This is a genomic window from Streptomyces sp. NPDC091280 (genome assembly GCF_044768565.1).
Classification (GTDB): Bacteria; Actinomycetota; Actinomycetes; order Streptomycetales; family Streptomycetaceae; genus Streptomyces.
The window spans coordinates 434,137-456,764 of record NZ_JBIVUZ010000003.1 but is presented as its reverse complement, the minus strand read 5'-3'; the positions used below and the strand labels follow the sequence as shown (position 1 = coordinate 456,764).

The window sequence follows — 22,628 nt, the reverse complement described above, 5'->3', positions numbered from 1 at the left end:
ATGGACCTGAGGGCGACATGCCGTCGTGACAGCTTGCATTCAATTTTGAATTGATACACCCCAATTACGAAGATTATTAATCTTGCGGGGTTCACCCAGCCGTAACTAGGATCACACCAAAGAGAAGAATCACTCAACAACTGGGGGATGGATGAGGAAATTCGCAAGATTCGGCCTGGTTGGCGTCGCTTCTGCAGTACTTGTGGGCTTAGCGGCCAGTCCTTCACAGGCACTCGTGACGCACACTGCCGAATGTTCCGCCACCGGCTCCCAAGGTTCCCTCATCACGACCGGGTGGGACTTCTACGACCGTGGAATACCCAATCTCACCATGACTGTGCGCGACACCAGCTCTGATGGGCATCACGTGCAGATTCGGCTGCTGGTGGGCTATGCCGACACCACCGACTATCTCCAGTGGCACTACAACTATGACGGAGCTGGCACCTCCGCAGTGGTCAACTCGTACGTGCCCGCCGGCGGCCAAATTGCCGATGTCGGGATCGAGGTGGCGACATACGAGGGAAGCTCTCTGATATCCCACTGCATTAAGTGGGTCTGACCCACAAAGGCTCCCAGCGCGCAGTCTTCACACTGAGCGCCGGTATACATAAGGCCGGTGTTCGGTGCCTTTCCATGGCACTGAGCACCGGCCTTATGCTTATCGGTCAGCCGGTTGAGCCTCCGAAGATGCCCCCATTGCCGTTGCCATTGTTGGTGCCGGTGGACTCGGTCGCCGTGGCCGTGTCCGTCGGTGTGGACGTCGTGCCTCCGTCGGTACCGCCGTTGTCACTGCACTGCCAGCTGAACCGGCAGGATTCAGTGGCCGACGGTGACGTGCTCGGTGTCTGGCTGGGCGTCTCGCTCGGCGTCTCACTGGGTGTCTCGCTGGGCGTCACCACGGGAGTCGGAGTGGGAGACGGCGCGCCGTCCTCGTTCTGCACCTTGTCGATCTTGGTGGCATCCGGGAAGCCCGGGTCGGAGCTGCCCTTGAGCGCGGCCTCCATGTACTCGGTCCAGATCGAGGTCGGGATGTCACCACCGTGGATGGACGCCACGCCCGCCGTACCGTTCATGGAGAGCAGCTCGGCGTCCTTGGGGTTCTCCCTGAACATCGCGATCGACGTCGAGAGCTGCTGGGTGTAGCCCACGAACCAGGCCGACTTGTTGCTGTCGGTGGTACCGGTCTTGCCGGCCGCCGCACGGCCCAGAACCTTGGCGGTCTTGGCCGTACCGTTCTGGATGACGTTCTCCAGTGTGTCCGTGACGTTGTTCGCGATGTTCTCCGGCATCGCCTGCTTCACAGCGGGCTTGTCGAAGCCGGCCACCGGCTGTCCGCCCTCTTTGACAGACACCACCGAGTACGGGTCCGCCTGCTTGCCCGAGGCGGCGAACGTCGCGTAGGCGTCGGCCATCCGGATCGCGCTGGGCGTCGACGTACCAATGGCGAAAGACGCATTGAGATCCTTCGCCATACTGGAATCCAGGATGCCTGCCGACTTGGCAACGGCTTTCACCTTCGTCATCCCGACGTCCATACCGAGCTGTACGTACGGCGTGTTGATGGACTGCTCCATCGCCTTGCGCAGCGTGATGTAGCCCCAGGGGTAGTTGCTCTCGTTGTTCTGGTAGAACGTCGAGCCGTCCTTGTTGAGGACGTACGAACCGTCCTGGTTCTCGACCTTGAGGTGATCGTCGCCGTTGTACTTGCTCAGCGGCGAGATACCGACACCATCGGTCTTGTACGTGCCGTACTGCATGGCCGCGGCGAGCACGAACGGCTTCCAGGTCGAACCCACGGGGACACCCGAGGTGTCGGCGTTGTTCGTGAAGTGGCCGTTCTCGTAGCCGTCGCCTCCGTAGAGGGCGACGATCGCTCCGTCCTTGGGCCGCACCGACGCCGCGCCGAACTGGACGTACTTGTCCAGGTCGCGCTTCTTCGGGTCGATGCGCTGCTTCTGGATCTTCTTCACGGCCGCGCTCAGCTCGTTGACCTTGGCCTTGTCGAAGGTCGTGTAGATCTGGAAGCCGCCCTGGTCGAACTGGGTCTGCGAGATGTTCGAGTGGTTCAGGACGTACTTCTTGGCCGTGTCGACCAAGTAGCTGATCTGACCCGTCATGCCCTTGGTCGCCTTCAGCCCCTGCGGAGTGGGGTACCTCTTGATGGCTTCCTGGTACTCGGCGTCCGTGATGTGCTTGTCGTTGTGCATCTGCTCAAGAATCCAGCTCCAGCGGGCTTCTGAGCGCTTGCGGTTGGCGGCGGCGGTCGCCGCGGGGTCGATGTTCGTGGCACCGATCGGGTCGTAGTACGTCGGGCCCTTCAGCAGGGCCGCGAGGAAGGCGCACTGCGACGGCTTGAGATCGACCGCGTTCACGCCGTAGTAGGTCTGCGCGGCGGCCTGTATGCCGTAGGCACCGCGGCCGTAGTACGAGGTGTTCAGGTAGCCCTGAAGGACCTGCTCCTTGCTGAGCTGCGTCCCCACCTTTATGGAGATGAACATCTCCTTGAACTTACGGGTGATCGTCTGTTCCTGGCTCAGGTAGGTGTTCTTGACGAACTGCTGAGTGATCGTCGAACCACCCTGCGTCTGACCGCCCCGGGCCATGTTGGCCAGCGCCCGGGCGATACCCATGGGGTCGACGCCCGAGTCCGTGTAGAAGCTCTTGTTCTCGGCCGAGATCACCGACCACTGCATGGCCTTGGGGATCTGGTCGATGGTGATGTTCTGACGGTTCGCCCCGGTGCCCGTGGCAACCATCTGCTCGCCGTTGGCCCAGTAGTAGACGTTGTTCTGCGACTTGGCCGCGGTGTTCTCGCTGGGGATGCTGACCATCGCGTAGCCGACACCGACCGCGGCCACGATGCTGCCGAAGAACAGCAGGCACAGGCTGGAGACCAGCCGCCAGGAGGGCACCCAGCGGCGCCATCCGTACTTGTCGAAGCGCGGATAGTCGATGAACCTCTTCTTGCCGGGCGCCGGACCGCGTCCTCTGCCCCGACCGGGCCCGCTGGGGCCACCGGGACCGCGGCCTGCCGGCTCGGCCCCTCTGCGACGGCCGCCGCCTCTCTGCGCGGCCCGGCGGGCCTCGGCACGGCTGCCGTACTGGCGGTCGTCGCCCCCGAAATCGGCGGGGTTCGACCCATAGGAATCGGATGGAGACCCGGTGGTGGCGCCTCGCGGTGCCGCGCGGCGGCCGGAGGTCGGTCCGGACTGGCCGCGTCGGTCCGCGGCACGTCCGCCTCCCTGCGGCTGCGGCGGTTTGCGACGGTGCTCGCTCATCGAACGATTACTCCTCGGGCAGGCGCACCCGTGCGCGCCTGGAAACGGCGGCTGGTTTCCGGTCCCCCCGAAGTACGGATGTGGTCGGTTCTGCATTCATCCGTACCGCACCAGGGACGTTGACGCCCCCACGCGTCACTTGGTTCCCGGTGGTGTGCATGCCGCACAGACTACGCACCGTCAAAACCTGCTTAGCCCCGAAGTTCACCCCAAATCAGGCAACTTGATTCCAACGAATCGGTGATGTGACGGCGGTCACCATCTCCCCACTTGTCGCATCCGGAAGGCCGTTCTATCGTCTGGATGTATCGAGTCGATACATCAGCTCGGCATAAAGACCGTGACGGTCGGACCGCGGACAGACAGGAGGCGACGATGAGCAGGCGCTCCGGCATCCTTGAGTTCGCCATCCTCGGCCTGCTCCGCGAATCCCCGATGCACGGCTATGAGCTGCGCAAACGACTCAATACATCACTGGGTGTGTTCCGTGCGTTCAGCTACGGGACGCTCTATCCCTGCCTCAAGACGCTGGTCGCGAACGGCTGGTTGATCGAGGAGGCGGGGAACACTCCTGAGGACGCCCTCACGGCCACACTCGCGGGGCGTCGCGCCAAGATCGTCTACCGGTTGACGGCGGAAGGTAAGGAGCACTTCGAGGAGCTGCTCTCGCAGACGGGACCCGACGCGTACGAGGACGAACATTTCGCCGCTCGTTTCGCCTTCTTCGGGCAGACGTCACGCGACGTACGCATGCGCGTACTGGAGGGCCGCCGCAGCCGGCTGGAGGAGCGTCTGGAGAAGATGCGTGCCTCCCTGGCGCGGACCCGGGAGCGCCTCGACGACTACACCCTTGAGCTCCAGCGCCACGGAATGGAGTCCGTGGAGCGCGAAGTGCGCTGGCTGAACGAGCTCATCGAGAGTGAGCGGGCCGGACGTGACCTGAAGGGTCCCGTTCCGGACGGCACCGCTCAGCAGGACAGCACATCTGGGGAGTCGGGCGGCCTGCCCCGGCTCGGGGGTGCCACCCCCGGGCCGGATCCGTCCGATGACACCACCGCATGAGGTCCAGTCAGGGCCTCACCTCGCACACACAGGGAGCAACCGGAATGGGTTCGGTTCGCGTAGCCATCGTCGGCGTGGGCAACTGCGCCGCCTCACTGGTACAGGGCGTCGAGTACTACAAGGACGCCGACCCGGCCTCCAAGGTCCCGGGTCTGATGCACGTCCAGTTCGGCGACTACCACGTAGGTGACGTCGAGTTCGTCGCCGCCTTCGACGTCGACGCGAAGAAGGTCGGCCTCGACCTCTCGGACGCCATCGGTGCCAGTGAGAACAACACCATCAAGATCTGCGACGTCCCGAACAAGGGCGTCACGGTCCAGCGCGGTCACACCCTCGACGGCCTGGGCAAGTACTACCGCATGACGATCGAGGAGTCCGCCGAGGCCCCGGTCGACGTCGTCCAGGTCCTCAAGGACAAGCAGGTCGACGTCCTGATCTGCTACCTGCCCGTCGGCTCCGAGGACGCGGCGAAGTTCTACGCCCAGTGCGCCATCGACGCCAAGGTCGCCTTCGTCAACGCCCTCCCGGTCTTCATCGCCGGCACCAAGGAGTGGGCGGACAAGTTCACCGAGGCCGGTGTCCCGATCGTCGGCGACGACATCAAGTCGCAGGTCGGCGCCACCATCACGCACCGCGTGATGGCGAAGCTGTTCGAGGACCGCGGTGTCCGCCTTGAGCGCACGATGCAGCTCAACGTCGGCGGCAACATGGACTTCAAGAACATGCTGGAGCGCGACCGCCTGGAGTCCAAGAAGATCTCGAAGACGCAGGCCGTCACCTCGCAGATCCCGGACCGCGACCTGGGCGAGAAGAACGTCCACATCGGCCCGTCGGACTACGTCCAGTGGCTCGACGACCGCAAGTGGGCCTACGTCCGCCTCGAAGGCCGTGCCTTCGGCGACGTCCCGCTGAACCTGGAGTACAAGCTCGAAGTCTGGGACTCCCCGAACTCCGCGGGTGTCATCATCGACGCCCTGCGCGCAGCGAAGATCGCCAAGGACCGCGGCATCGGCGGCCCGATCCTCTCCGCGTCGAGCTACTTCATGAAGTCCCCGCCGGTCCAGTACTTCGACGACGAGGCCTACGCGAACGTCGAGAAGTTCATCAAGGGCGAGGTCGAGCGCTAGGTCGTGTCCGCGAAGTCGCGTCGTCCGCCCGGAGGGCGGGCCTCGCGGCGTCCGGTGCGTGCGATCGGCGTGCCGCCCGGAAGCCCTCGTACTGGACGTACTTGGGCTTTCGGGCGGTGCGGCGAGCGTGCGTGCCGGGCGTCGCGAGGCAGGCGGGACTTCGCGGACACGGCCTAGGACCCGCCGCTCCGTTCGTCGAGGGTCCCCGGGGCATTCCGTCCGGGGACCCTCCTCGTATGTGAGGCTGTGCCCATGGCCGTCGTCCGTGACCTGCGCATCCTTCTGCGCCTCCAGGGCTTCCGACGCCTGCTCGCCGTACGACTGCTCTCCCAAGGCGCGGACGGCGTCTACCAGGTGGCGCTCGCCGCCTACGTCGTCTTCTCCCCGGAGAAACAGACCTCCGCCGCCGCGATCGCCTCCGCGATGGCGGTGCTGCTCCTCCCGTACTCCCTGATCGGCCCCTTCGCCGGCGTCCTCCTGGACCGCTGGCGCCGCCGCCAGGTCTTCCTCTACGGCAACCTGCTGCGCGCCCTGCTGGCCGCGCTGACGGCCGTCCTGATGGTGAGCCACGTCCCGGACTGGCTCTTCTACGTCTCCGCCCTGTGCGTCACGGCCGTCAACCGCTTCGTCCTGGCCGGCCTGTCCGCCGCCCTCCCGCGCGTGGTCGACGACGAACGGCTCGTCCTCGCCAACTCCCTTTCCCCCACGGCCGGAACACTGGCGGCGACAGCGGGCGGCGGCCTCGCCTTCGTCGTCCGGCTGCTCGTCGCGGACACCGACGCGACGGTGGTCCTGCTGGGCGCCGCCCTGTATCTGTGCGCCGCCCTCGCGTCCCTGCGCATCGCCCCCGATCTCCTCGGCCCCGACCTCGCACAGAGCCGCCCCCGACTGGCATCGGCCCTCGTCGGCACCGCCCGGGACCTCGGAGCGGCACTGCGCCATCTCGCCGCGCCCCAGCGCCGGCAGGCGGTCCGGGCTCTCCTCGCGATGACCCTGCTGCGCTTCTGCTATGGCGCCCTGACGGTCCTGCTGCTGATGCTCTGCCGGTACGCCCTGTCGTCGACCTCGGACGACGGACTGCGCCTGCTCGGGCTGGCGTTGGGGGTCTCCGGCGCCGGCTTCTTCGTGGCGGCCGTGGTGACACCCTGGGCCGCCGGACGACTGGGCCCCGGCCGCTGGATCGCCGTGTGCGCAGCGGGCGCGGCCGTCCTGGAACCGGCCCTGGGCCTCCCGTTCACCACCGCCCCGATGCTCGCGGCGGCCTTCGTCCTCGGCCTGACCACACAGGGCGCGAAGATCGCCACGGACACGATCGTGCAGTTCTCGGTCGACGACGGCTTCCGCGGCCGGATCTTCTCCGTCTACGACGTGCTGTTCAACGTCGCCTTCGTCGGCGCGGCGGCGATGGCCGCCCTGGTCCTGCCACCGGACGGCCGTTCGGTGACCTTGGTGGTCACGGTCGCCGTTATCTACACGGCAGTTGCTGTGTCTATGGCCCACTTTGAGCGCCGGAAAGTGTCACATCACTGACACGGAGTCGATCCGGGTCGCGGCGCTGTCAGTGGGTGCCGGTAACTTACGTGCGTCTTACTTCGCACCATGCCGCGCGCAATGCCGCGTCATGCGTCCACGTTCCAGGGGGGACCCCGAATGACAACTCCGCCGCCGCAGAGCCCAAACCCGTACGCCCAGGACCAGCCGCCCCACGGCCAGCCCCAGGCACAGGCTCCGTATCCGCCCCAGGGCGGTTACCCGCAGCAGCCCGGCCAGCCCGGCTTCCCGCCGCAGGGCGCGGCCCCGTACGCTCCGGTCCCGCCGCAGCCGAAGCGCCGGTTCAGCCCCAAGCTGATCCGGCTCGCCATCATCATCGTGATAGGTATCGGCGCGGCCATCTACGGCGTCATATCGAGCCAGAACGACGCCGACACGGCGAAGGTCGGCGACTGCATGCACCGCGGCAGCAGCAGCGACACCAACCCGGACCTTGAGGTCGTGAAGTGCAGCGACTCGAAGGCCCAGTACACGGTCCTGGCCAAGATCAGCGGCAAGTACTCCGAAACCGAGGCGAACGACAAGTGCTCGGCAGCCGCGAAGGACTTCCAGTACTCGTACACCGAGAGCGGTGACGGAAGCGACTTCCTGCTCTGCCTGAAGGACTACAAGAAGTAAGGCAGTTGCGACGCGGGGCGGTGTCTCATGTTTCACGTGAAACACCGCCCCTGATGCTGACCGGGGTCATGTTTCACGTGAAACATGACCCCGTTTCACGGCCTCAGTTCTCCGAGGCCCACCACTCCTTGAGCGCGGCCACCGCCGCCTCATGCTCCATGGGCCCGTTCTCCAGCCGCAGTTCCAGCAGGAACTTGTAGGCCCGACCGATGACCGGCCCCGGTGTGACCCCCAGGATCTCCATGATCTGGTTGCCATCGAGGTCGGGCCGGATCGAGTCCAGCTCCTCCTGCTCCTGGAGCTGCGCGATGCGTTCCTCCAGCCCGTCGTACGCACGGGAGAGGGCGGTAGCCCTGCGCTTGTTCCGTGTGGTGCAGTCCGAGCGGGTCAGCTTGTGGAGCCGGTCCAGGAGCGGGCCGGCGTCACGGACGTAGCGCCGGACCGCCGAGTCGGTCCACTCTCCGGTGCCGTAGCCGTGGAAACGCAGGTGGAGTTCGACGAGACGCGAGACGTCCTTCACCAGTTCGTTGGAGTACTTGAGGGCCAGCATGCGCTTCTTGGTCATCTTGGCGCCGACCATCTCGTGGTGATGGAACGAGACCCTTCCGTCGCTCTCGAAGCGACGGGTGCGCGGCTTGCCGATGTCGTGCAGCAGCGCGGCGAGCCGGAGCGTCAGGTCGGGACCGTTCTCCTCCAGTTCGATCGCCTGCTCCAGCACGATCAGCGTGTGCTCGTAGACGTCCTTGTGCCGGTGGTGCTCGTCGCTCTCCAGGCGCAGGGCAGGCAGCTCGGGCAGGACATGGTCGGAGAGACCGGTGTCGACGAGCAGCGTCAGGCCCTTGCGGGGGTGCGCGGAGAGGATCAGCTTGTTCAGCTCGTCGCGCACGCGCTCGGCCGAGACGATCTCGATCCGCCCGGACATCTCCGTCATCGCCGTGACGACCTCGGGAGCGACCTCGAAGTCGAGCTGGGCCGCGAAACGGGCCGCTCGCATCATCCGCAGGGGATCGTCCGAGAAGGACGCCTCGGGGGTGCCCGGAGTACGCAGCACCTGGGCGGCGAGGTCGCCGAGACCGCCGTGCGGGTCGATGAACTCCTTCTCCGGGAGGGCGACAGCCATCGCGTTCACCGTGAAGTCACGCCGGACGAGATCCTCCTCGATGGAGTCGCCGTACGACACCTCGGGCTTGCGCGAGGTCCGGTCGTAGGCCTCCGACCGATAGGTGGTCACCTCGATCTGGAAGCTCCGGTCGACGTCCCCGACGCGGGCGTCCTTCTGCACACCCACCGTGCCGAAGGCGATCCCGACCTCCCACACGGCGTCCGCCCACGGCCGGACGATCTTCAGTACGTCCTCGGGCCGCGCGTCCGTCGTGAAGTCCAGGTCGTTGCCGAGCCGGCCGAGCAGCGCGTCGCGAACCGACCCGCCGACGAGGGCGAGGGAGAACCCTGCCTGCCGGAAGCGGCGGGCGAGGTCGTCGGCGACGGGAGCGACCCGCAGCAGTTCGCTCACCGCGCGCTGCTGCGCCTGGCTCAGGGCACTGGAGTTGTCTTCGTTGGCGTTCGGCACAACAGAAAAGGGTACGTGGCCCGGGCGACCGCGAGCGCCTCCATTAAATGTCCACGGACACATCCCCCGATACCCGCGCAAGCACAGCCCTTGCGACTTACCGCATCCCTCCCCTTTGTACGTACACATTCAGGACGCGTCGATATCGATCTGCGATCTTGTGGAGCAGTCCGCGGCACTTCCCCTCAGCGCGCATCGTTACCATGCGTGGACGCACATTGCGACGACCACTGACGACGACGAGGGACGGGCGAGCGCGTGGCCGAGGCGGCAGACTTCCAGGGGACGTGTCCCTCACCTGCCCGCCGGTGGCTGCGGCGCACCGGCGCACTGCTCGCCGGGGCGCCACTGCTGGCCGGCGTCCTCCAGATGTCCACCCTCGCGCCCGCAGGTGCGGCCGAGCAGACCTCCGCGCAGACCGCCTCCGGCTCGCAGACGGTGTCCGTCTCCGTGGACACCCTCACCCCCGGCATCCCCACCGACGGGGACACGCTGACCGTCTCCGGGACGGTGACGAACAACGGCAAGCAGGCGGTCACCGACGCCCATGTGGGCCTGCGCCTGGGGCAGGCGCTGAGCACCCGTTCGGCGATCGACAGCGTCGCCGAGCGCACCGGCTTCGTCCAGGGGGTCGACGGCTCGGAGACCGACGCCAAGTACACACAGAAGTTCTCCAAGCTCACTCCGGGCGTCGCCGAGCCCTTCACCCTCTCCGTCCCGGTCGACAAGCTGGACCTCGGCGACGACGGCGTCTATCCGCTCGGCGTCTCGCTCTCCGGCCAGACCTCGGCCCAGCCGTGGGACCAGGTGCTGGGCATCCAGCGGACGTTCCTGCCGTGGCAGCCCGACGACGCGGACACCAAGACGAAGACGACGTACCTGTGGCCGCTCGTCTCCACCGTCCACATGACCGTCCAGACGGGTTCCAACGAGCAGCAGACGCCGGTCTTCCTCAACGACGACCTCGCCAAGGAGATCGCCCCGGGCGGCCGGCTCGACCAGATGCTCTCCCTGGGCAAGGACCTCGACGTCACCTGGGTGATCGACCCGGACCTGCTGGCCTCCGTCGACGCGATGACCCGCAGCTACAAGATCCAGGGCGACGACGGCACCACCACGACGGGCACCCACCAGGCGATCGCCAAGGCGTGGCTGGCCGAGTTGCAGTCGGCGGTGGCCGACAAGGAGGTCGTCGCCCTCCCCTTCGCCGACCCGGACCTGGCGTCCCTGGCCCACAACGGCACCAGTGTCACCGGCTCGTTGAGCCACCTCAAAGACGCCACCGACGTCGCCGCGACCACCGTGGAAACGGTGCTCCACGTGACACCGACCACCGACTTCGCATGGCCGGTGAGCGGCGCCGTGGACCCGTCGATCATCAAGGTCGCCACCTCGGCCGGCGCCGACAAGGTGATCGCCCGCAGCGACAGCCTCCAGGAGACCGGCGGCCTGCCGTACACGCCCTCCGCGGCCCGCCCCATCGGTGGCGGTACGACGGCGGTGGTCGCCGACGCGCGTCTTTCCACGGCGTTCGAGGGCGATCTGACGAAGGCCGGGGCGGCCACCCTCGCCGAGCAGCAGTTCCTGGCCCAGAGCCTGGCGCTGAACCTCCAGACGGACAAGCAGCGCAGCGTCGTCGTCGCCCCGCAGCGCATGCCGACCGCGAGCCAGGCCCAGGCGATGGCGGCGGCCGTGACCACCCTCCAGAGCAGCAACTGGAACGAGTCGCAGGATCTCGCCGCGGCGGCCAAGGCCAAGCCGGACCCGGGAGCCACCACGAAGATCCCGTCGTCCTCCCGGTACCCCTCCTCGCTGCGCAAGCAGGAGCTGCCGAGGTCGGCCTTCGAGGAGATCGCGACCACGCAGGACAAGCTCGACAACTTCCGGGTGATCCTCAGCAACGAGGCCCGCGTGGTGACCCCCTTCGGGCGGGCCATGAACCGCGAGATGTCCACGTCGTGGCGTGGTCGGGCGGGAGAGGGCGAGAACTTCCGCCAGGGTGTGCTGGGTTATCTCGACGACCTCATCGACCAGGTCAAGCTGATCGACAAGTCCGAGACCAAGCTCTCGGGCCGCAGCGCCACCATCCCCGTGACCGTGCAGAACAACCTGGTGCAGGGCGTCGACCACCTGATCCTGCGCCTCACCTCGACGAACCCCACGCGCCTGAAGATCGGCGGCAAGGCCTACGAGGAACAGCGGGTCACGGTCAACGGCGGGCACAGCCAGTCGGTGAAGTTCACCACCACGGCCAACGCCAACGGCAAGGTCGGCGTGGTCGCCCAGCTGTACACGGAGGACGGCCAGGAGTACGGGCAGGCCGTCAACTTCGACGTGAAGGTCACCGAGGTCACCGCCACGGTCATGCTGGTCATCGGCGGCGGTGTCCTGCTGCTCGTCCTGGCCGGCTTCCGGATGTACACCCACCGCAAGCGCGCCGCCGCCCGCCAGGCCGAGGAGGAGGGTCCTGAAGGGCCCGACGACGCGGCGGACGAAGAACCCGACGGCCCGGAGAACCCCGAGGGCCCGCAGGATCGTCTCCAGGAGGAGTCCGGCACTCCGTCCCGGGCAGACGACCCGGGGCACCCGAGTGACCCGACACCGGACACCGCACCGGAAAGCGCCGACCCGTCCGGCACGGGTGAGAGAGTGGACCGTTGAGCGATGTCGTGGCCGGTGGGCCCGGGGACGATGAGGTGGGGTAACCATGAACGCGCCGTACGACGGTGACCGCGGTCAGGGCGCGGGCGGCTCGGGCTACCCCGAGGGCCCGCCGCCCGAACACGGCCAGGTGCCGCCGCAGCCCCCCGCGGACATGTACCTCCAGGACGCCTACGACCAGGACCCCTACCGGGCGCAGGACCTCTCTGCCCAGGACCCGGTCGCCGAGGCGCTCTACGACCGTGCCGCGCACCCCCCGCCGCCCCCGGGCACGTACCAGCCGCAGCCCCCGCTCTACGCCCAGCCGCCGCAGTCCCCGTACGCCCCCGACCCCCGCGTGTGGGCGCAGACCCCGGCGCCCGAGCCCGAGGGCCCGACCCAGTACCTGCCCTACGGCGACGACGCCCGCACCACGCAGTTCGTGGGCGTCGACGACCTGGTGACCGGCGCCGGCGAGGACCGTCAGGAGCCGGACGCCTTCGCTCATCTCTTCCGCGACCAGGGCCAGGGCGGCGGACGCCCGTCGATGGACCCCCCGGGGGTCCCCGGCCCGTCCCCCGCACCGCCCTCGGGCCGGGCGCCCGCCGCGCCCGCCCCGGGACCGATGTCGGACGCCACGATGCAGCTCACCCCGACGGCACCCGCGCCGTCGGCCGCTCCCAAGAAGGGCGGCAAGGCCGGCGGGCTCCTGAAGTCGAGCGCCGTGATGGCGGCGGGCACGATGGTCTCCCGCCTCACCGGCTTCGTACGGTCGGCGCTGATCGTCTCGGCCCTGGGCACGGCTCTGCTCGGTGACACCTTCCAGGTCGCCTACCAGCTGCCGACGATGATCTACATCCTGACCGTGGGCGGCGGACTGAACTCCGTCTTCGTGCCGCAGCTCGTGCGCGCCATGAAGGAGGACGACGACGGCGGAGAGGCGTTCGCCAACCGACTGCTGACCCTGGTCATCGTGGCGCTCGGCGTACTGACCGGGCTCGCGGTGCTCGCGGCACCCCTTCTGGTCCGCCTGCTGTCGAACCCGGTCGCCAGCGACCCCGCGGCGGACCAGGTCGCCATCACCTTCACCCGCTACTTCCTGCCCTCGATCTTCTTCATGGGCATCCACGTGGTGATGGGCCAGATCCTCAACGCCCGGGGCAAGTTCGGCGCGATGATGTGGACCCCGGTCCTCAACAACGTCGTCATCATCGTGACGCTCGGCCTGTTCCTCTGGGTCTACGGCACCTCGGCGCACTCCGGCATGAAGGTCGACAACATCCCGCCGGAGGCCCAACGCCTCCTGGGTGTCGGTGTCCTCCTCGGTCTGGTCGTCCAGGCGCTGGCGATGATTCCGTACCTGCGGGAGACCGGATTCAGGCTGCGGCTGCGGTTCGACTGGAAGGGCCACGGTCTCGGCAAGGCCGCGATGCTCGCCAAGTGGACCGTCCTCTTCGTCCTCGCGAACCAGGCGGGTGCCCTCGTGGTCACCCAGCTCGCCACCGCGTCGGTCGCGGACACGAACATCCCCGGAACCGGATTCAGCGCCTACGCCAACGCCCAGCTCATCTGGGGTCTGCCGCAGGCCATCATCACGGTGTCCCTGATGGCCGCCCTGCTGCCGCGCATCTCCCGCTCGGCGGCCGAGGGCGACGGCGGGGCCGTCCGCGACGACATCTCCCAGGGGCTGCGCACGACCGCCGTCGCGATCGTGCCGATCGCCTTCGGTCTGCTCGCCCTCGGCATCCCGATGTGCACCCTGATCTTCGGCTCCTCCGGTATCAACTCGGCCACGAACATGGGCTTCATGCTGATGGCCTTCGCCCTCGGCCTGATCCCGTACTCGGTGCAGTACGTCGTCCTGCGTGCCTTCTACGCCTACGAGGACACCCGGACGCCCTTCTACAACACGGTCATCGTCGCCGCGGTCAACGCGGGCGCCTCGGCGGTCTGCTACCTGGTCCTCCCGGCCCGCTGGGCCGTGGTCGGCATGGCGGCCTCGTACGGCCTCGCGTACGCGACCGGCGTCGGTGTCGCCTGGAACCGGCTGCGGAAGCGGCTCAACGGCGACCTGGACGGCGCCCGGGTGCTGCGGACGTACGCTCGGCTCGGTATCGCCTCGGTGCCGGCCGCACTGCTCAGTGGTGCGGCCTGCTACGGGATCGGACATACGCTCGGCCAGGGTGTCGTCGGCTCGTTCGCCGCGCTCCTGGTGGGCGGTGCCGTCCTGCTCGGAGTCTTCTACGTCGCCGCACGTCGCATGCGTATCGAGGAGCTCAACTCCCTCGTCGGCATGGTGCGCGGGCGCTTGGGGCGCTGAGGCAGGGGCACACGCACAACCATCGTCCGCCGCTGTGTGTCGTGCATAGCGGCAGACTGTGGGCACAATTGGTTTCGGCGTCGGACAGCGTGCAACGGATGGGGAGGCAGGAGCGGCGGTGGCGGAACGGAGCACGGCTGCCGTCGACGTGGCAGACAACAGCGGCGACGAGCCGCTGACCGCCAAGGCGGACCAGTCCACGGCCGACGGGGTGGCCCAGAACCCGGAGCGGGACACGGACAGCGACGAGGCACAGGGGAGCGGCGGGATCGAGGAAACCGAGAAGGCCTCACCTCCCGAACTGCACAGCGGGCACAAGCTCGCCAGACGCTATCGGCTCGAAGAGTGCGTCACCCGTCTGGACGGCTTCAGCAGTTGGCGCGCGGTGGACGAGAAACTCCGCCGTGCCGTCGGTGTGCACATCCTGCCCGCGGACCACACGCGGGCCCGCTCGGTGCTGGCCGCGGCCCGTTCCTCGGCCCTGCTGGGTGATCCCCGGTTCGTCCAGGTCCTGGACGCCGTGGAGGAGAACGACCTCGTCTACGTCGTGCACGAATGGCTGCCCGACGCCACGGAACTGACGGCGCTTCTGGCGCCCGGCCCGCTGGAGGCGCACGACGCCTACCAGATGGTCAGTCAGATCGCCTCGGCCATGGCCGCCGCGCACCGCGAGGGCCTCGCCCATCTGCGCCTGAACCCGAACGCGGTGCTGCGCACCTCCTCCGGTCAGTGGCGCATCCGGGGCCTGGCCGTCAACGCGGCACTGCGCGGCATCAGTTCGGACACCCCGCAGCGCACGGACACGGAGGCGATCGGCGCCCTGCTGTACGCGGCGCTCACCCAGCGCTGGCCGTACGAGAGCGACGCCTACGGCCTGTCCGGGCTGCCCAAGGGGGTCGGCCTCATCGCCCCCGACCAGGTGCGCGCGGGTGTGCACCGCGGGCTGTCGGAGCTCGCGATGCGCGCGCTCGCCAACGACGGTGCCACGGCCTCCCGCCACGAAGCGGCGTGCACCACTCCCGAGGAGCTGGTGAAGGCGATCGGCGAGATGCCCCGCATCCGCCCGCCGGAGCCCGCGTTCACCGCACCGCCCGAGTATCAGCGCACGACCTACCAGCAGGGCACGTACGGCCGTCCGGCGCCTCCCGGTAGCAACCAGGCGGTGCAGACCCCGCCGCCCCCGTTGCAGAGCCGCACGGGCAAGGCCCTCAAGTGGGCCGTGTCCGCGTTGCTCATCGCCGCGCTGGGACTGGGCAGTTGGCAGCTCGCAGACGCCCTGATGGATCAGGGCAACAAGTCCGAGGACACGAAGCAGACGCAGACGACGGACGGGAACGACAAGAGCGGCGACAAGACCAAGCCGATCCGGACGCTCTCCATCAAGGGCGCCCAGGAGTTCGTGGCGAAGGGCGACGCCCAGCACCCCAACGACGTCGACAAGACGTACGACGGCGACCCGTCGACGTACTGGCGGACCTCCAGCTTCATAGGAGGCCCGGTGCTCGCGCCGTACAAGCCCGGCGTGGGCATCGTCTACGACCTCGGTTCGGCGCAGACCGTCTCCACGGCGACCATAGGGCTCTACTACAGCGGCAACCACACGACGGTGCAGCTGTACGCGGCCGACTCGCTCTCGCCCTCCTCGCTGGACTCCATGACGCAGATCGGCACCGTCACGACGAACGGGACCAGTGCGGCGGTGAAGGTCACCAAACAGGTGAAGACCCGGTACGTTCTTGTCTGGCTCACCGCTCTGCCGCACGCGGACAGCGACCAGTACAGCGATGCCGGCTACAAGCAGGCCATCACCGACGTGAAGTTCACGGGCTGACGTCTCACCGGAGGGGGAGGGGGCCGATGGCGGAAGGCGCCGGACACGACGGCACGAGCGATCAGGATCTGCTCGCCCGTCATGTCGAAGGCGACCCGGACGCCTTCGGTGAGCTCGTACGGCGTCACCGGGACCGTCTCTGGGCCGTGGCCCTCCGCACGCTGGGCGACCGCGAGGAGGCCGCCGACGCGGTCCAGGACGCCCTGGTCTCCGCCTACCGTGCCGCCCACACCTTCCGCGGCCAGTCGGCCGTGACGACCTGGCTGCACCGGATCACCGTGAACGCCTGCCTGGACCGCGCCCGCAAGGCCGCCTCACGGAAGACGTCTCCGGTCGACGACACCGAGCGCCTCGAACAGCTTCTGGAGCCGCACGAGTCGGCCGCCGCCCCGGCGGAGCGCAACGACCTGCACCGCCAACTGCTGGAAGCCCTCGGCACCCTCCCGCCCGACCAGCGCGCCGCCCTCGTCCTCGTGGACATGCAGGGCTACCCGGTCGCGGAGGCCGCCCGCATGCTCGATGTACCGACCGGCACGGTGAAGAGCCGCTGCGCCCGGGGAAGAGCCAGACTGCTCCCGCTCCTCACTCATCTGCGGCCGGAAAGAACCGCTGACGGCGAGGAACCGGGCGCACGACGGAACCGGGCGCAGGGGACATCCGTCCCACCGGCAGCGGGACCACACGAATCGTCGGGTCCCAGGGATGCAGGGCCGAGCGATTCAGCTGCTGTGAAGGGCGGAGGTGGGCGAGCGTGACATCCACGACGGATACGGCCGGGCACCCGGACGTCGCGGAGATCTCCGACCTCACCGAGGGACTCCTTCAGCCGTCCAGGGCGAGTGAGGTACGACGGCATCTGGACGAGTGCGAGCTGTGTGCCGACGTCCATGACTCGCTGGAGGAGATCCGAGGACTGCTGGGCACGATGCCCGGCCCGCCGAGGATGCCCGCCGAAGTCGCGAGCCGGATCGACGCGGCCCTCGCCGCGGAGGCCCTGCTGGGTGCCACGGCTCCCGAGGCGCTGGCCGCACCGACCTTGGTGAGCGCGTCTCGATCCGTGGCCGGCGAGGACATCGCGACGCATGTTTCACGTGAAACATCGCCCCTTGCGGACCGTCCGTCAGGACGTGCGCACGCGGCGACCGGTCCCGGACGCAGGGGCCAAAGCCGCAGCGGTCGTCGCGGGAGGATCGTTCTGGGAGCAGTGTTCACCGCGGCCGTTCTCGGCGCGGGCTCTCTGTTCCTCCAGTCGTCGCTGAGCGACCACAAGACCTCCGACACGGCTCAGGGGAATCCGACCAGCGCTGCGGACACGTTCTCGAAGGGGAAGCTGGAGAGCGAGGTCGCGGACCTTCTCTCCACGAAGACCGCCACGCGTCAGGGCGTCGGCACCGGGAAACCCTGGAACGCCGAAACCGTCCCGGAGGACGGTACGAAGTCCTCCGCCAAGACACCTCAAACCCTGATCCAGCCCTCCGGCACCATCCCGAACTGCATCCGGCAGGGCATCAACCGCAGCGACGAGGATGTGCTGGGTGCGAAGAAGGGCACCTACAACGGCAACGCCGCCTATCTGGTGGTGCTGCCCGACGCTTCCGACAGCACTCGGGTCACGGCGTATGTCGTCGACGCGACCTGTGTCAGCCGGCAGACATCCACTCCTGGCAAGGTTCTTCTGACGCGGTCGTACGCGCGGTCCTGACTTCGGACGTCTCATCCGCGACCGGTGTGGTACTTCCCTCCTGTGGGCCGTCTCCGTGTGCCCGGACACACCGGGAATGCAGGCCCCGTAGGATCCGTTGGGTGGGGTGGAGGCTCTGACAGGGGCTCCCACCGGTCGTACTGACGCAGTCCAGAGACGAGGAACCAAGCCGTGAGCGACGTCCGAAACGTGATCATCATCGGCTCCGGGCCCGCCGGCTACACGGCGGCGCTCTACACCGCGCGCGCGTCGCTGAAGCCGCTGGTGTTCGAGGGCGCCGTCACCGCCGGTGGCGCCCTGATGAACACCACCGAGGTCGAGAACTTCCCGGGCTTCCAGGACGGCATCATGGGCCCCGAGCTCATGGACAACATGCGCGCCCAGGCCGAGCGCTTCGGCGCCGAGCTGATCCCGGACGACGTGGTCTCCGTCGACCTGAGCGGTGAGATCAAGACCGTCACGGACACCTCGGGCACCGTCCACAAGGCGAAGGCCGTCATCGTCACCACCGGCTCGCAGCACCGCAAGCTGGGCCTGCCGAACGAGGACGCCCTCTCCGGCCGGGGTGTCTCCTGGTGTGCCACCTGTGACGGGTTCTTCTTCAAGGACCAGGACATCGCCGTCATCGGCGGCGGTGACACGGCGATGGAGGAGGCGACCTTCCTCTCCCGCTTCGCCAAGTCCGTGACGATCGTCCACCGCCGGGACAGCCTGCGTGCCTCCAAGGCGATGCAGGAACGCGCCTTCGCCGACCCGAAGATCAAGTTCGTGTGGGACAGCGAGGTCGCGGAGATCGAGGGCGACCCGAAGCTGGCCGGTCTCAAGCTGCGCAACCTGAAGACCGGCGAGCTCTCCGACCTCGCGGTGACGGGCCTGTTCATCGCGATCGGCCACGACCCCCGCACGGAGCTCTTCAAAGGCCAGCTGGACCTGGACGGCGAGGGCTACCTGAAGGTCGAGGCGCCGTCGACCCGCACCAACCTGACCGGTGTCTTCGGCGCCGGCGACGTCGTCGACCACACCTACCGCCAGGCGATCACCGCCGCCGGTACCGGCTGCTCCGCGGCTCTCGACGCCGAGCGTTTCCTCGCCGCTCTGGCGGACGAGGAGAAGGCAGAGCCCGCGAAGACCACCGTCTGACCCCCATCCGCCCCACCGCACGATCAAGTTAAGGAGCCCGCCGTGGCCGGCACTCTGAAGAATGTGACCGACGATTCCTTCGAGCAGGACGTCCTCAAGAGCGACAAGCCCGTCCTCGTGGACTTCTGGGCCGCCTGGTGCGGTCCGTGCCGTCAGATCGCTCCGTCCCTCGAAGCCATCGCCGCCGAGTACGGCGACAAGATCGAGATCGTCAAGCTCAACATCGACGAGAACCCGGGTACGGCCGCCAAGTACGGCGTGATGTCCATCCCGACCCTGAACGTCTACCAGGGTGGCGAGGTCGCCAAGACCATCGTCGGTGCGAAGCCGAAGGCCGCGATCGTCCGCGACCTTGAGGACTTCATCGCCGAGTGATGTTTCACGTGAAACATGAATGGGCCGACTCCCCGGAGTCGGCCCATTTTTCATTGAAGCTGTCCTCGACCGTGCCGAGCTGTCCTGGCTAGCTCTTAGAGCGGTCGCAGCGCTGGTTCCTTCTGTACGGCCCCCAACAGCCGGTCGAGCGCCAGCTCCACGTCCTCCTTCCAGGAGAGCGTCGTACGCAGCTCCAGCCGCAGTCGAGGATGGGCGGGGTGCGGGCGGACCGTCTTGAATCCCACGGCGAGCAGGTGGTCGGCGGGCAGTATGCAGGCGGGCTCTTTCCAGCGGGTGTCGCCGAAGGCCTCGATCGCTTTGAAGCCCCGCCGCAGCAGATCCTTGGCAACCGTCTGGACCATGACCCGGCCGAGCCCCTGTCCCTGATAGCCCGGCATGATGAACGCCGTCATCAACTGCACGGCGTCCGGCGAGACGGGACTCGTAGGGAACGCCGTGGAGCGGGGAACGTAGGCGGGCGGCGCGTAGAGGACGAAGCCCACCGGCACGTCATCGACGTAGACGACCCGTCCGCAGGAGCCCCAGTCCAGGAGGACGGAGGAGATCCAGGCTTCCTTCTCCAGGGCTGTCGTGCCGGCTCTTACCGCGGCTTGGCCGCTGACGGGGTCCAGCTCCCAGAAGACGCACGACCTGCACCGCTGGGGGATGTCCGGGAGATTGTCCAACGTGAGCGGTACGAGCCGACGCCCCATGAAGGCTGATCCTCGCTTCCCCCGCCCGCAGCGTCGCGGGCGGCTGTCAGAGCGATGCGTTCCCTGAGCAGACTGCCGACGAACCCGCCGACCGCCCCCAGGCCCAGACCCGCGCTCACCAGTCCGGTGCGGCTCACCGTTCGCATGGCCCCTGCCTCCCCTAAGAGGTGCTGCCAGGTGGATGCGCCATACCCGAACGCATCGTATCCATGATGCGATTGCATCGATACCGACTGAAAGCAAAGAGCGAGCCGTGTTCCGGTACACACCGGACACGGCCCGCTCCGCAGGTCGCGCGAACGAAACCCATGCCGTAGCCAGAGGCTCAGGCTTCGTCCTCCGAGTCGTCGTCCAGCAGACTGCGCTGGAGGACCGGCCCCTCACCCGGAGCCAGCGAACCGAGGATCCGCTCAAGGTCCTCCATCGAGGCGAACTCGACAGTGATCTTGCCCTTCTTCTGACCCAGGTCGACCTTCACCCGGGTCTCGAAGCGGTCCGAGAGCCGCGTGGCGAGGTCGCTCAGCGCCGGGGAGACCAAGGCACCCGCCCGCGGTCCCTTGGAGCGCTGAGCGGTCTGGGGCCGTGAACCCATCAGGGTCACGATCTCCTCGACGGCCCGCACGGAGAGCCCCTCCGCCACAATCCGGTGAGCCAGCCGGTCCTGTTCCTCCGAGTCGTCCACGGAGAGCAGCGCGCGGGCATGGCCGGCGGAGAGCACTCCGGCCGCGACCCGGCGCTGCACCGACGGCGAGAGCTTCAGCAGCCGCAGGGTGTTGGAGACCTGCGGACGTGAACGCCCGATGCGGTCCGCCAGCTGGTCATGCGTGCAGTTGAAGTCCTTGAGCAACTGGTCGTAGGCAGCCGCCTCTTCGAGCGGGTTCAGCTGGGCACGGTGCAGGTTCTCCAGGAGGGCGTCCAGGAGAAGCTTCTCGTCGTCCGTGGCCCGGACGATCGCCGGAATCGCCTCAAGGCCCGCCTCGCGGCATGCCCGCCAGCGCCGCTCGCCCATGATGAGCTCGTACCGCGTCGGGGCGATCTGCCGTACGACGACGGGCTGGAGAAGGCCGACCTCCTTGATGGAGGTGACGAGCTCCTGCAGCGCGTCCTCGTCGAACACCTCACGCGGCTGGCGGGAGTTCGGCGTGATGGAGTCGAGAGGCAGCTCGGCGAAGTGGGCACCGATGGGAGGCGCGAACGTCTCCACGGCGCCGTACGACGGCTCCTCCGTGTCGTAGGAAACCGGCGGCAGGGTGGTGACCTTCGCCGCGGCCACCCCTCGGTCGCCGGTGATGACCGGAACGGCCGTGGGGGACGCGGAAGCGGCGCCGCCTCCCATGGCGGCCGGAGCCGCCGTCTTCTCCCCGGTCGGGGCTGCGGGGATCAGTGCGCCGAGCCCACGGCCCAAACCCCTCCGTCGCTCGCTCACTGGATGCCCTCCACCATGCTCTGGTCGCTCTGCGCGCCGATGTGCGCATGTGGTGCGTCGTAGCTGACGCCCACACCCTTCAGTGCGATTTCCCTTGCTGCTTCAAAGTAGGAGAGGGCACCGCTCGATCCGGGATCGTAGGTCAGTACCGTCTGCCCATAGCTCGGCGCCTCGGAGATGCGGACCGAGCGGGGAATGCTCGTCCTCAGCACCTCGTCACCGAAGTGGCTGCGCACCTCGTCCGCGACCTGGGACGCGAGGCGCGTCCGGCCGTCGTACATGGTGAGCAGGATGGTCGACACATGCAGGTTGGGGTTGAGGTGTCCCCGCACCAGGTCGACATTGCGGAGCAGTTGTCCGAGGCCCTCCAGCGCGTAGTACTCGCACTGGATCGGGATGAGTACCTCCGCACCGGCGACCAGCGCATTGACCGTCAGCAGGCCGAGCGAGGGCGGACAGTCGATGAGGATGTAGTCCAACGGCTGCTCGTAGGCCTGAATCGCCCGCTGCAATCTGCTCTCTCGCGCCACCAGCGACACCAGCTCGATCTCCGCACCGGCGAGATCGATCGTGGCAGGGGCACAGAAGAGACCCTCGACATCGGGAACCGGCTGAACCACCTCGGAGAGGGGCCTGCTATCGACCAACACGTCGTAGATGGAAGGGACTTCCGCGTGGTGGTCGATCCCCAGTGCCGTGGAGGCATTGCCCTGTGGGTCGAGGTCGACCACCAGAACACGGGCGCCATGCAGTGCCAGCGAAGCGGCAAGGTTGACGGTCGTCGTCGTCTTGCCCACGCCGCCCTTCTGGTTGGCGACAACCATGATTCGGGTCTGCTCGGGTCGTGGCAGGCCCTCGCCGGCACGACCTAGGGCTTCCACAGCCAATTGGGCAGCGCGACCGATGGGAGTGTCGTCCATAGGGGGCGGTGTTTCACGTGAAACATCCTCCCCCATCGACTCGGTACGGGGACCGGGGACCGGATCGGTCATCGGTCCCGCGATGTTGGCGTCGGACCGCAAGGATTCACTCTCCTCGACTTCAGGCTCGCAATGAACAGAGCCTCCCATGTCTTCAGGGTCGTGAACCAGTGAGGCCTGTTGTTCTGTGGAGAATTCCACCTCTGTGGACAACTCCGTGCCCTCTCCGAGTGATCCGAGAGGCTTCCTATCGCGGGGTTCGGCCGCGCGGCTGCGGCTGATGATGCCGTGGAGCAGTGAGCGACGTTTCACGTGAAACACGATGCACAGCAGCCAAGGCCGAACTGTCCGC

At 67.7% G+C, this 22,628-nt stretch carries 17 protein-coding genes; 12 read left to right on the top strand and 5 right to left on the bottom strand.

Annotation, left to right across the window (positions count from 1 at the left end; genetic code table 11):
* Positions 1–331 precede the first annotated feature (331 nt).
* The gene (locus ACIQPR_RS12105; protein WP_403645828.1) at positions 332–562 is read left to right on the top strand and encodes a hypothetical protein; all 231 of its coding nucleotides are present in this window, start codon (positions 332–334) and stop codon (positions 560–562) included.
* A 106-nt stretch (positions 563–668) separates the two neighbouring features.
* Here the strand turns inward: ACIQPR_RS12105 and ACIQPR_RS12100 are convergent, their stop codons facing one another.
* Positions 669–3,281 (bottom strand): transglycosylase domain-containing protein, encoded by a 2,613-nt coding sequence (locus tag ACIQPR_RS12100; RefSeq protein WP_403645826.1) that lies wholly within the window; start codon positions 3,279–3,281, stop codon positions 669–671.
* A 375-nt stretch (positions 3,282–3,656) separates the two neighbouring features.
* On the opposite strand from ACIQPR_RS12100, the gene ACIQPR_RS12095 reads away from it, so the two are divergent.
* From ACIQPR_RS12095 to ACIQPR_RS12080, 4 genes are all read left to right on the top strand, one after another.
* Complete coding sequence (locus ACIQPR_RS12095) at positions 3,657–4,343, top strand: PadR family transcriptional regulator (protein WP_403645824.1); 687 nt, start codon at positions 3,657–3,659, stop codon at positions 4,341–4,343.
* A 44-nt stretch (positions 4,344–4,387) separates the two neighbouring features.
* The gene (locus ACIQPR_RS12090) at positions 4,388–5,470 is read left to right on the top strand and encodes an inositol-3-phosphate synthase (protein ID WP_403645821.1); all 1,083 of its coding nucleotides are present in this window, start codon (positions 4,388–4,390) and stop codon (positions 5,468–5,470) included.
* 252 nt (positions 5,471–5,722) lie between these two features.
* Positions 5,723–7,000, top strand: coding sequence for an MFS transporter (locus ACIQPR_RS12085; protein WP_403645818.1), 1,278 nt, complete (start codon positions 5,723–5,725; stop codon positions 6,998–7,000).
* Positions 7,001–7,120: 120 nt separating this feature from the next.
* The gene (locus tag ACIQPR_RS12080; RefSeq protein ID WP_403645815.1) at positions 7,121–7,639 is read left to right on the top strand and encodes a hypothetical protein; all 519 of its coding nucleotides are present in this window, start codon (positions 7,121–7,123) and stop codon (positions 7,637–7,639) included.
* A gap of 103 nt (positions 7,640–7,742) precedes the next feature.
* Here ACIQPR_RS12080 and ACIQPR_RS12075 read toward each other — a convergent pair whose 3' ends face one another.
* The gene (locus ACIQPR_RS12075) at positions 7,743–9,209 is read right to left on the bottom strand and encodes a CCA tRNA nucleotidyltransferase (protein WP_403645812.1); all 1,467 of its coding nucleotides are present in this window, start codon (positions 9,207–9,209) and stop codon (positions 7,743–7,745) included.
* Between the two features lie 258 nt (positions 9,210–9,467).
* On the opposite strand from ACIQPR_RS12075, the gene ACIQPR_RS12070 reads away from it, so the two are divergent.
* The 7 genes from ACIQPR_RS12070 (at position 9,468) to trxA (ending at position 19,217) form a co-directional block, all read left to right on the top strand.
* On the top strand, positions 9,468–11,870 hold the full coding sequence (locus tag ACIQPR_RS12070) for a DUF6049 family protein (protein WP_403645809.1): 2,403 nt from the start codon (positions 9,468–9,470) through the stop codon (positions 11,868–11,870).
* A 46-nt stretch (positions 11,871–11,916) separates the two neighbouring features.
* Complete coding sequence (gene murJ, locus ACIQPR_RS12065; RefSeq protein WP_403645806.1) at positions 11,917–14,169, top strand: murein biosynthesis integral membrane protein MurJ; 2,253 nt, start codon at positions 11,917–11,919, stop codon at positions 14,167–14,169.
* Positions 14,170–14,287: 118 nt separating this feature from the next.
* Entirely contained in the window at positions 14,288–16,000 is a 1,713-nt protein-coding gene (locus tag ACIQPR_RS12060; protein WP_403645803.1) for a serine/threonine protein kinase, read from the top strand.
* A gap of 26 nt (positions 16,001–16,026) precedes the next feature.
* Complete coding sequence (sigM, locus tag ACIQPR_RS12055) at positions 16,027–16,755, top strand: RNA polymerase sigma factor SigM (protein WP_403645799.1); 729 nt, start codon at positions 16,027–16,029, stop codon at positions 16,753–16,755.
* Complete coding sequence (locus tag ACIQPR_RS12050; RefSeq protein WP_403645797.1) at positions 16,752–17,702, top strand: anti-sigma factor family protein; 951 nt, start codon at positions 16,752–16,754, stop codon at positions 17,700–17,702. The genes sigM and ACIQPR_RS12050 overlap by 4 nt, the downstream gene beginning before the upstream one ends.
* A gap of 171 nt (positions 17,703–17,873) precedes the next feature.
* The gene (gene trxB / locus ACIQPR_RS12045; RefSeq protein ID WP_403645794.1) at positions 17,874–18,842 is read left to right on the top strand and encodes a thioredoxin-disulfide reductase; all 969 of its coding nucleotides are present in this window, start codon (positions 17,874–17,876) and stop codon (positions 18,840–18,842) included.
* A gap of 42 nt (positions 18,843–18,884) precedes the next feature.
* The gene (gene trxA / locus ACIQPR_RS12040) at positions 18,885–19,217 is read left to right on the top strand and encodes a thioredoxin (protein WP_007383275.1); all 333 of its coding nucleotides are present in this window, start codon (positions 18,885–18,887) and stop codon (positions 19,215–19,217) included.
* A gap of 95 nt (positions 19,218–19,312) precedes the next feature.
* Here trxA and ACIQPR_RS12035 read toward each other — a convergent pair whose 3' ends face one another.
* The 3 genes from ACIQPR_RS12035 to ACIQPR_RS12025 all read right to left on the bottom strand — a co-directional run bounded on the left by ACIQPR_RS12035 (position 19,313) and on the right by ACIQPR_RS12025 (position 22,426).
* Positions 19,313–19,930: a GNAT family N-acetyltransferase gene (locus ACIQPR_RS12035; protein WP_403645791.1), complete on the bottom strand. Its 618-nt coding sequence runs from the start codon at positions 19,928–19,930 to the stop codon at positions 19,313–19,315.
* Positions 19,931–20,255: 325 nt separating this feature from the next.
* The gene (locus ACIQPR_RS12030; protein ID WP_403645788.1) at positions 20,256–21,356 is read right to left on the bottom strand and encodes a ParB/RepB/Spo0J family partition protein; all 1,101 of its coding nucleotides are present in this window, start codon (positions 21,354–21,356) and stop codon (positions 20,256–20,258) included.
* A complete protein-coding gene (locus tag ACIQPR_RS12025) occupies positions 21,353–22,426 on the bottom strand; it encodes a ParA family protein (protein ID WP_078532690.1) in 1,074 nt (357 codons plus the stop codon). Before ACIQPR_RS12025 ends, ACIQPR_RS12030 begins: the two co-directional genes overlap by 4 nt.
* Between the last annotated feature and the right edge of the window lie 202 nt (positions 22,427–22,628).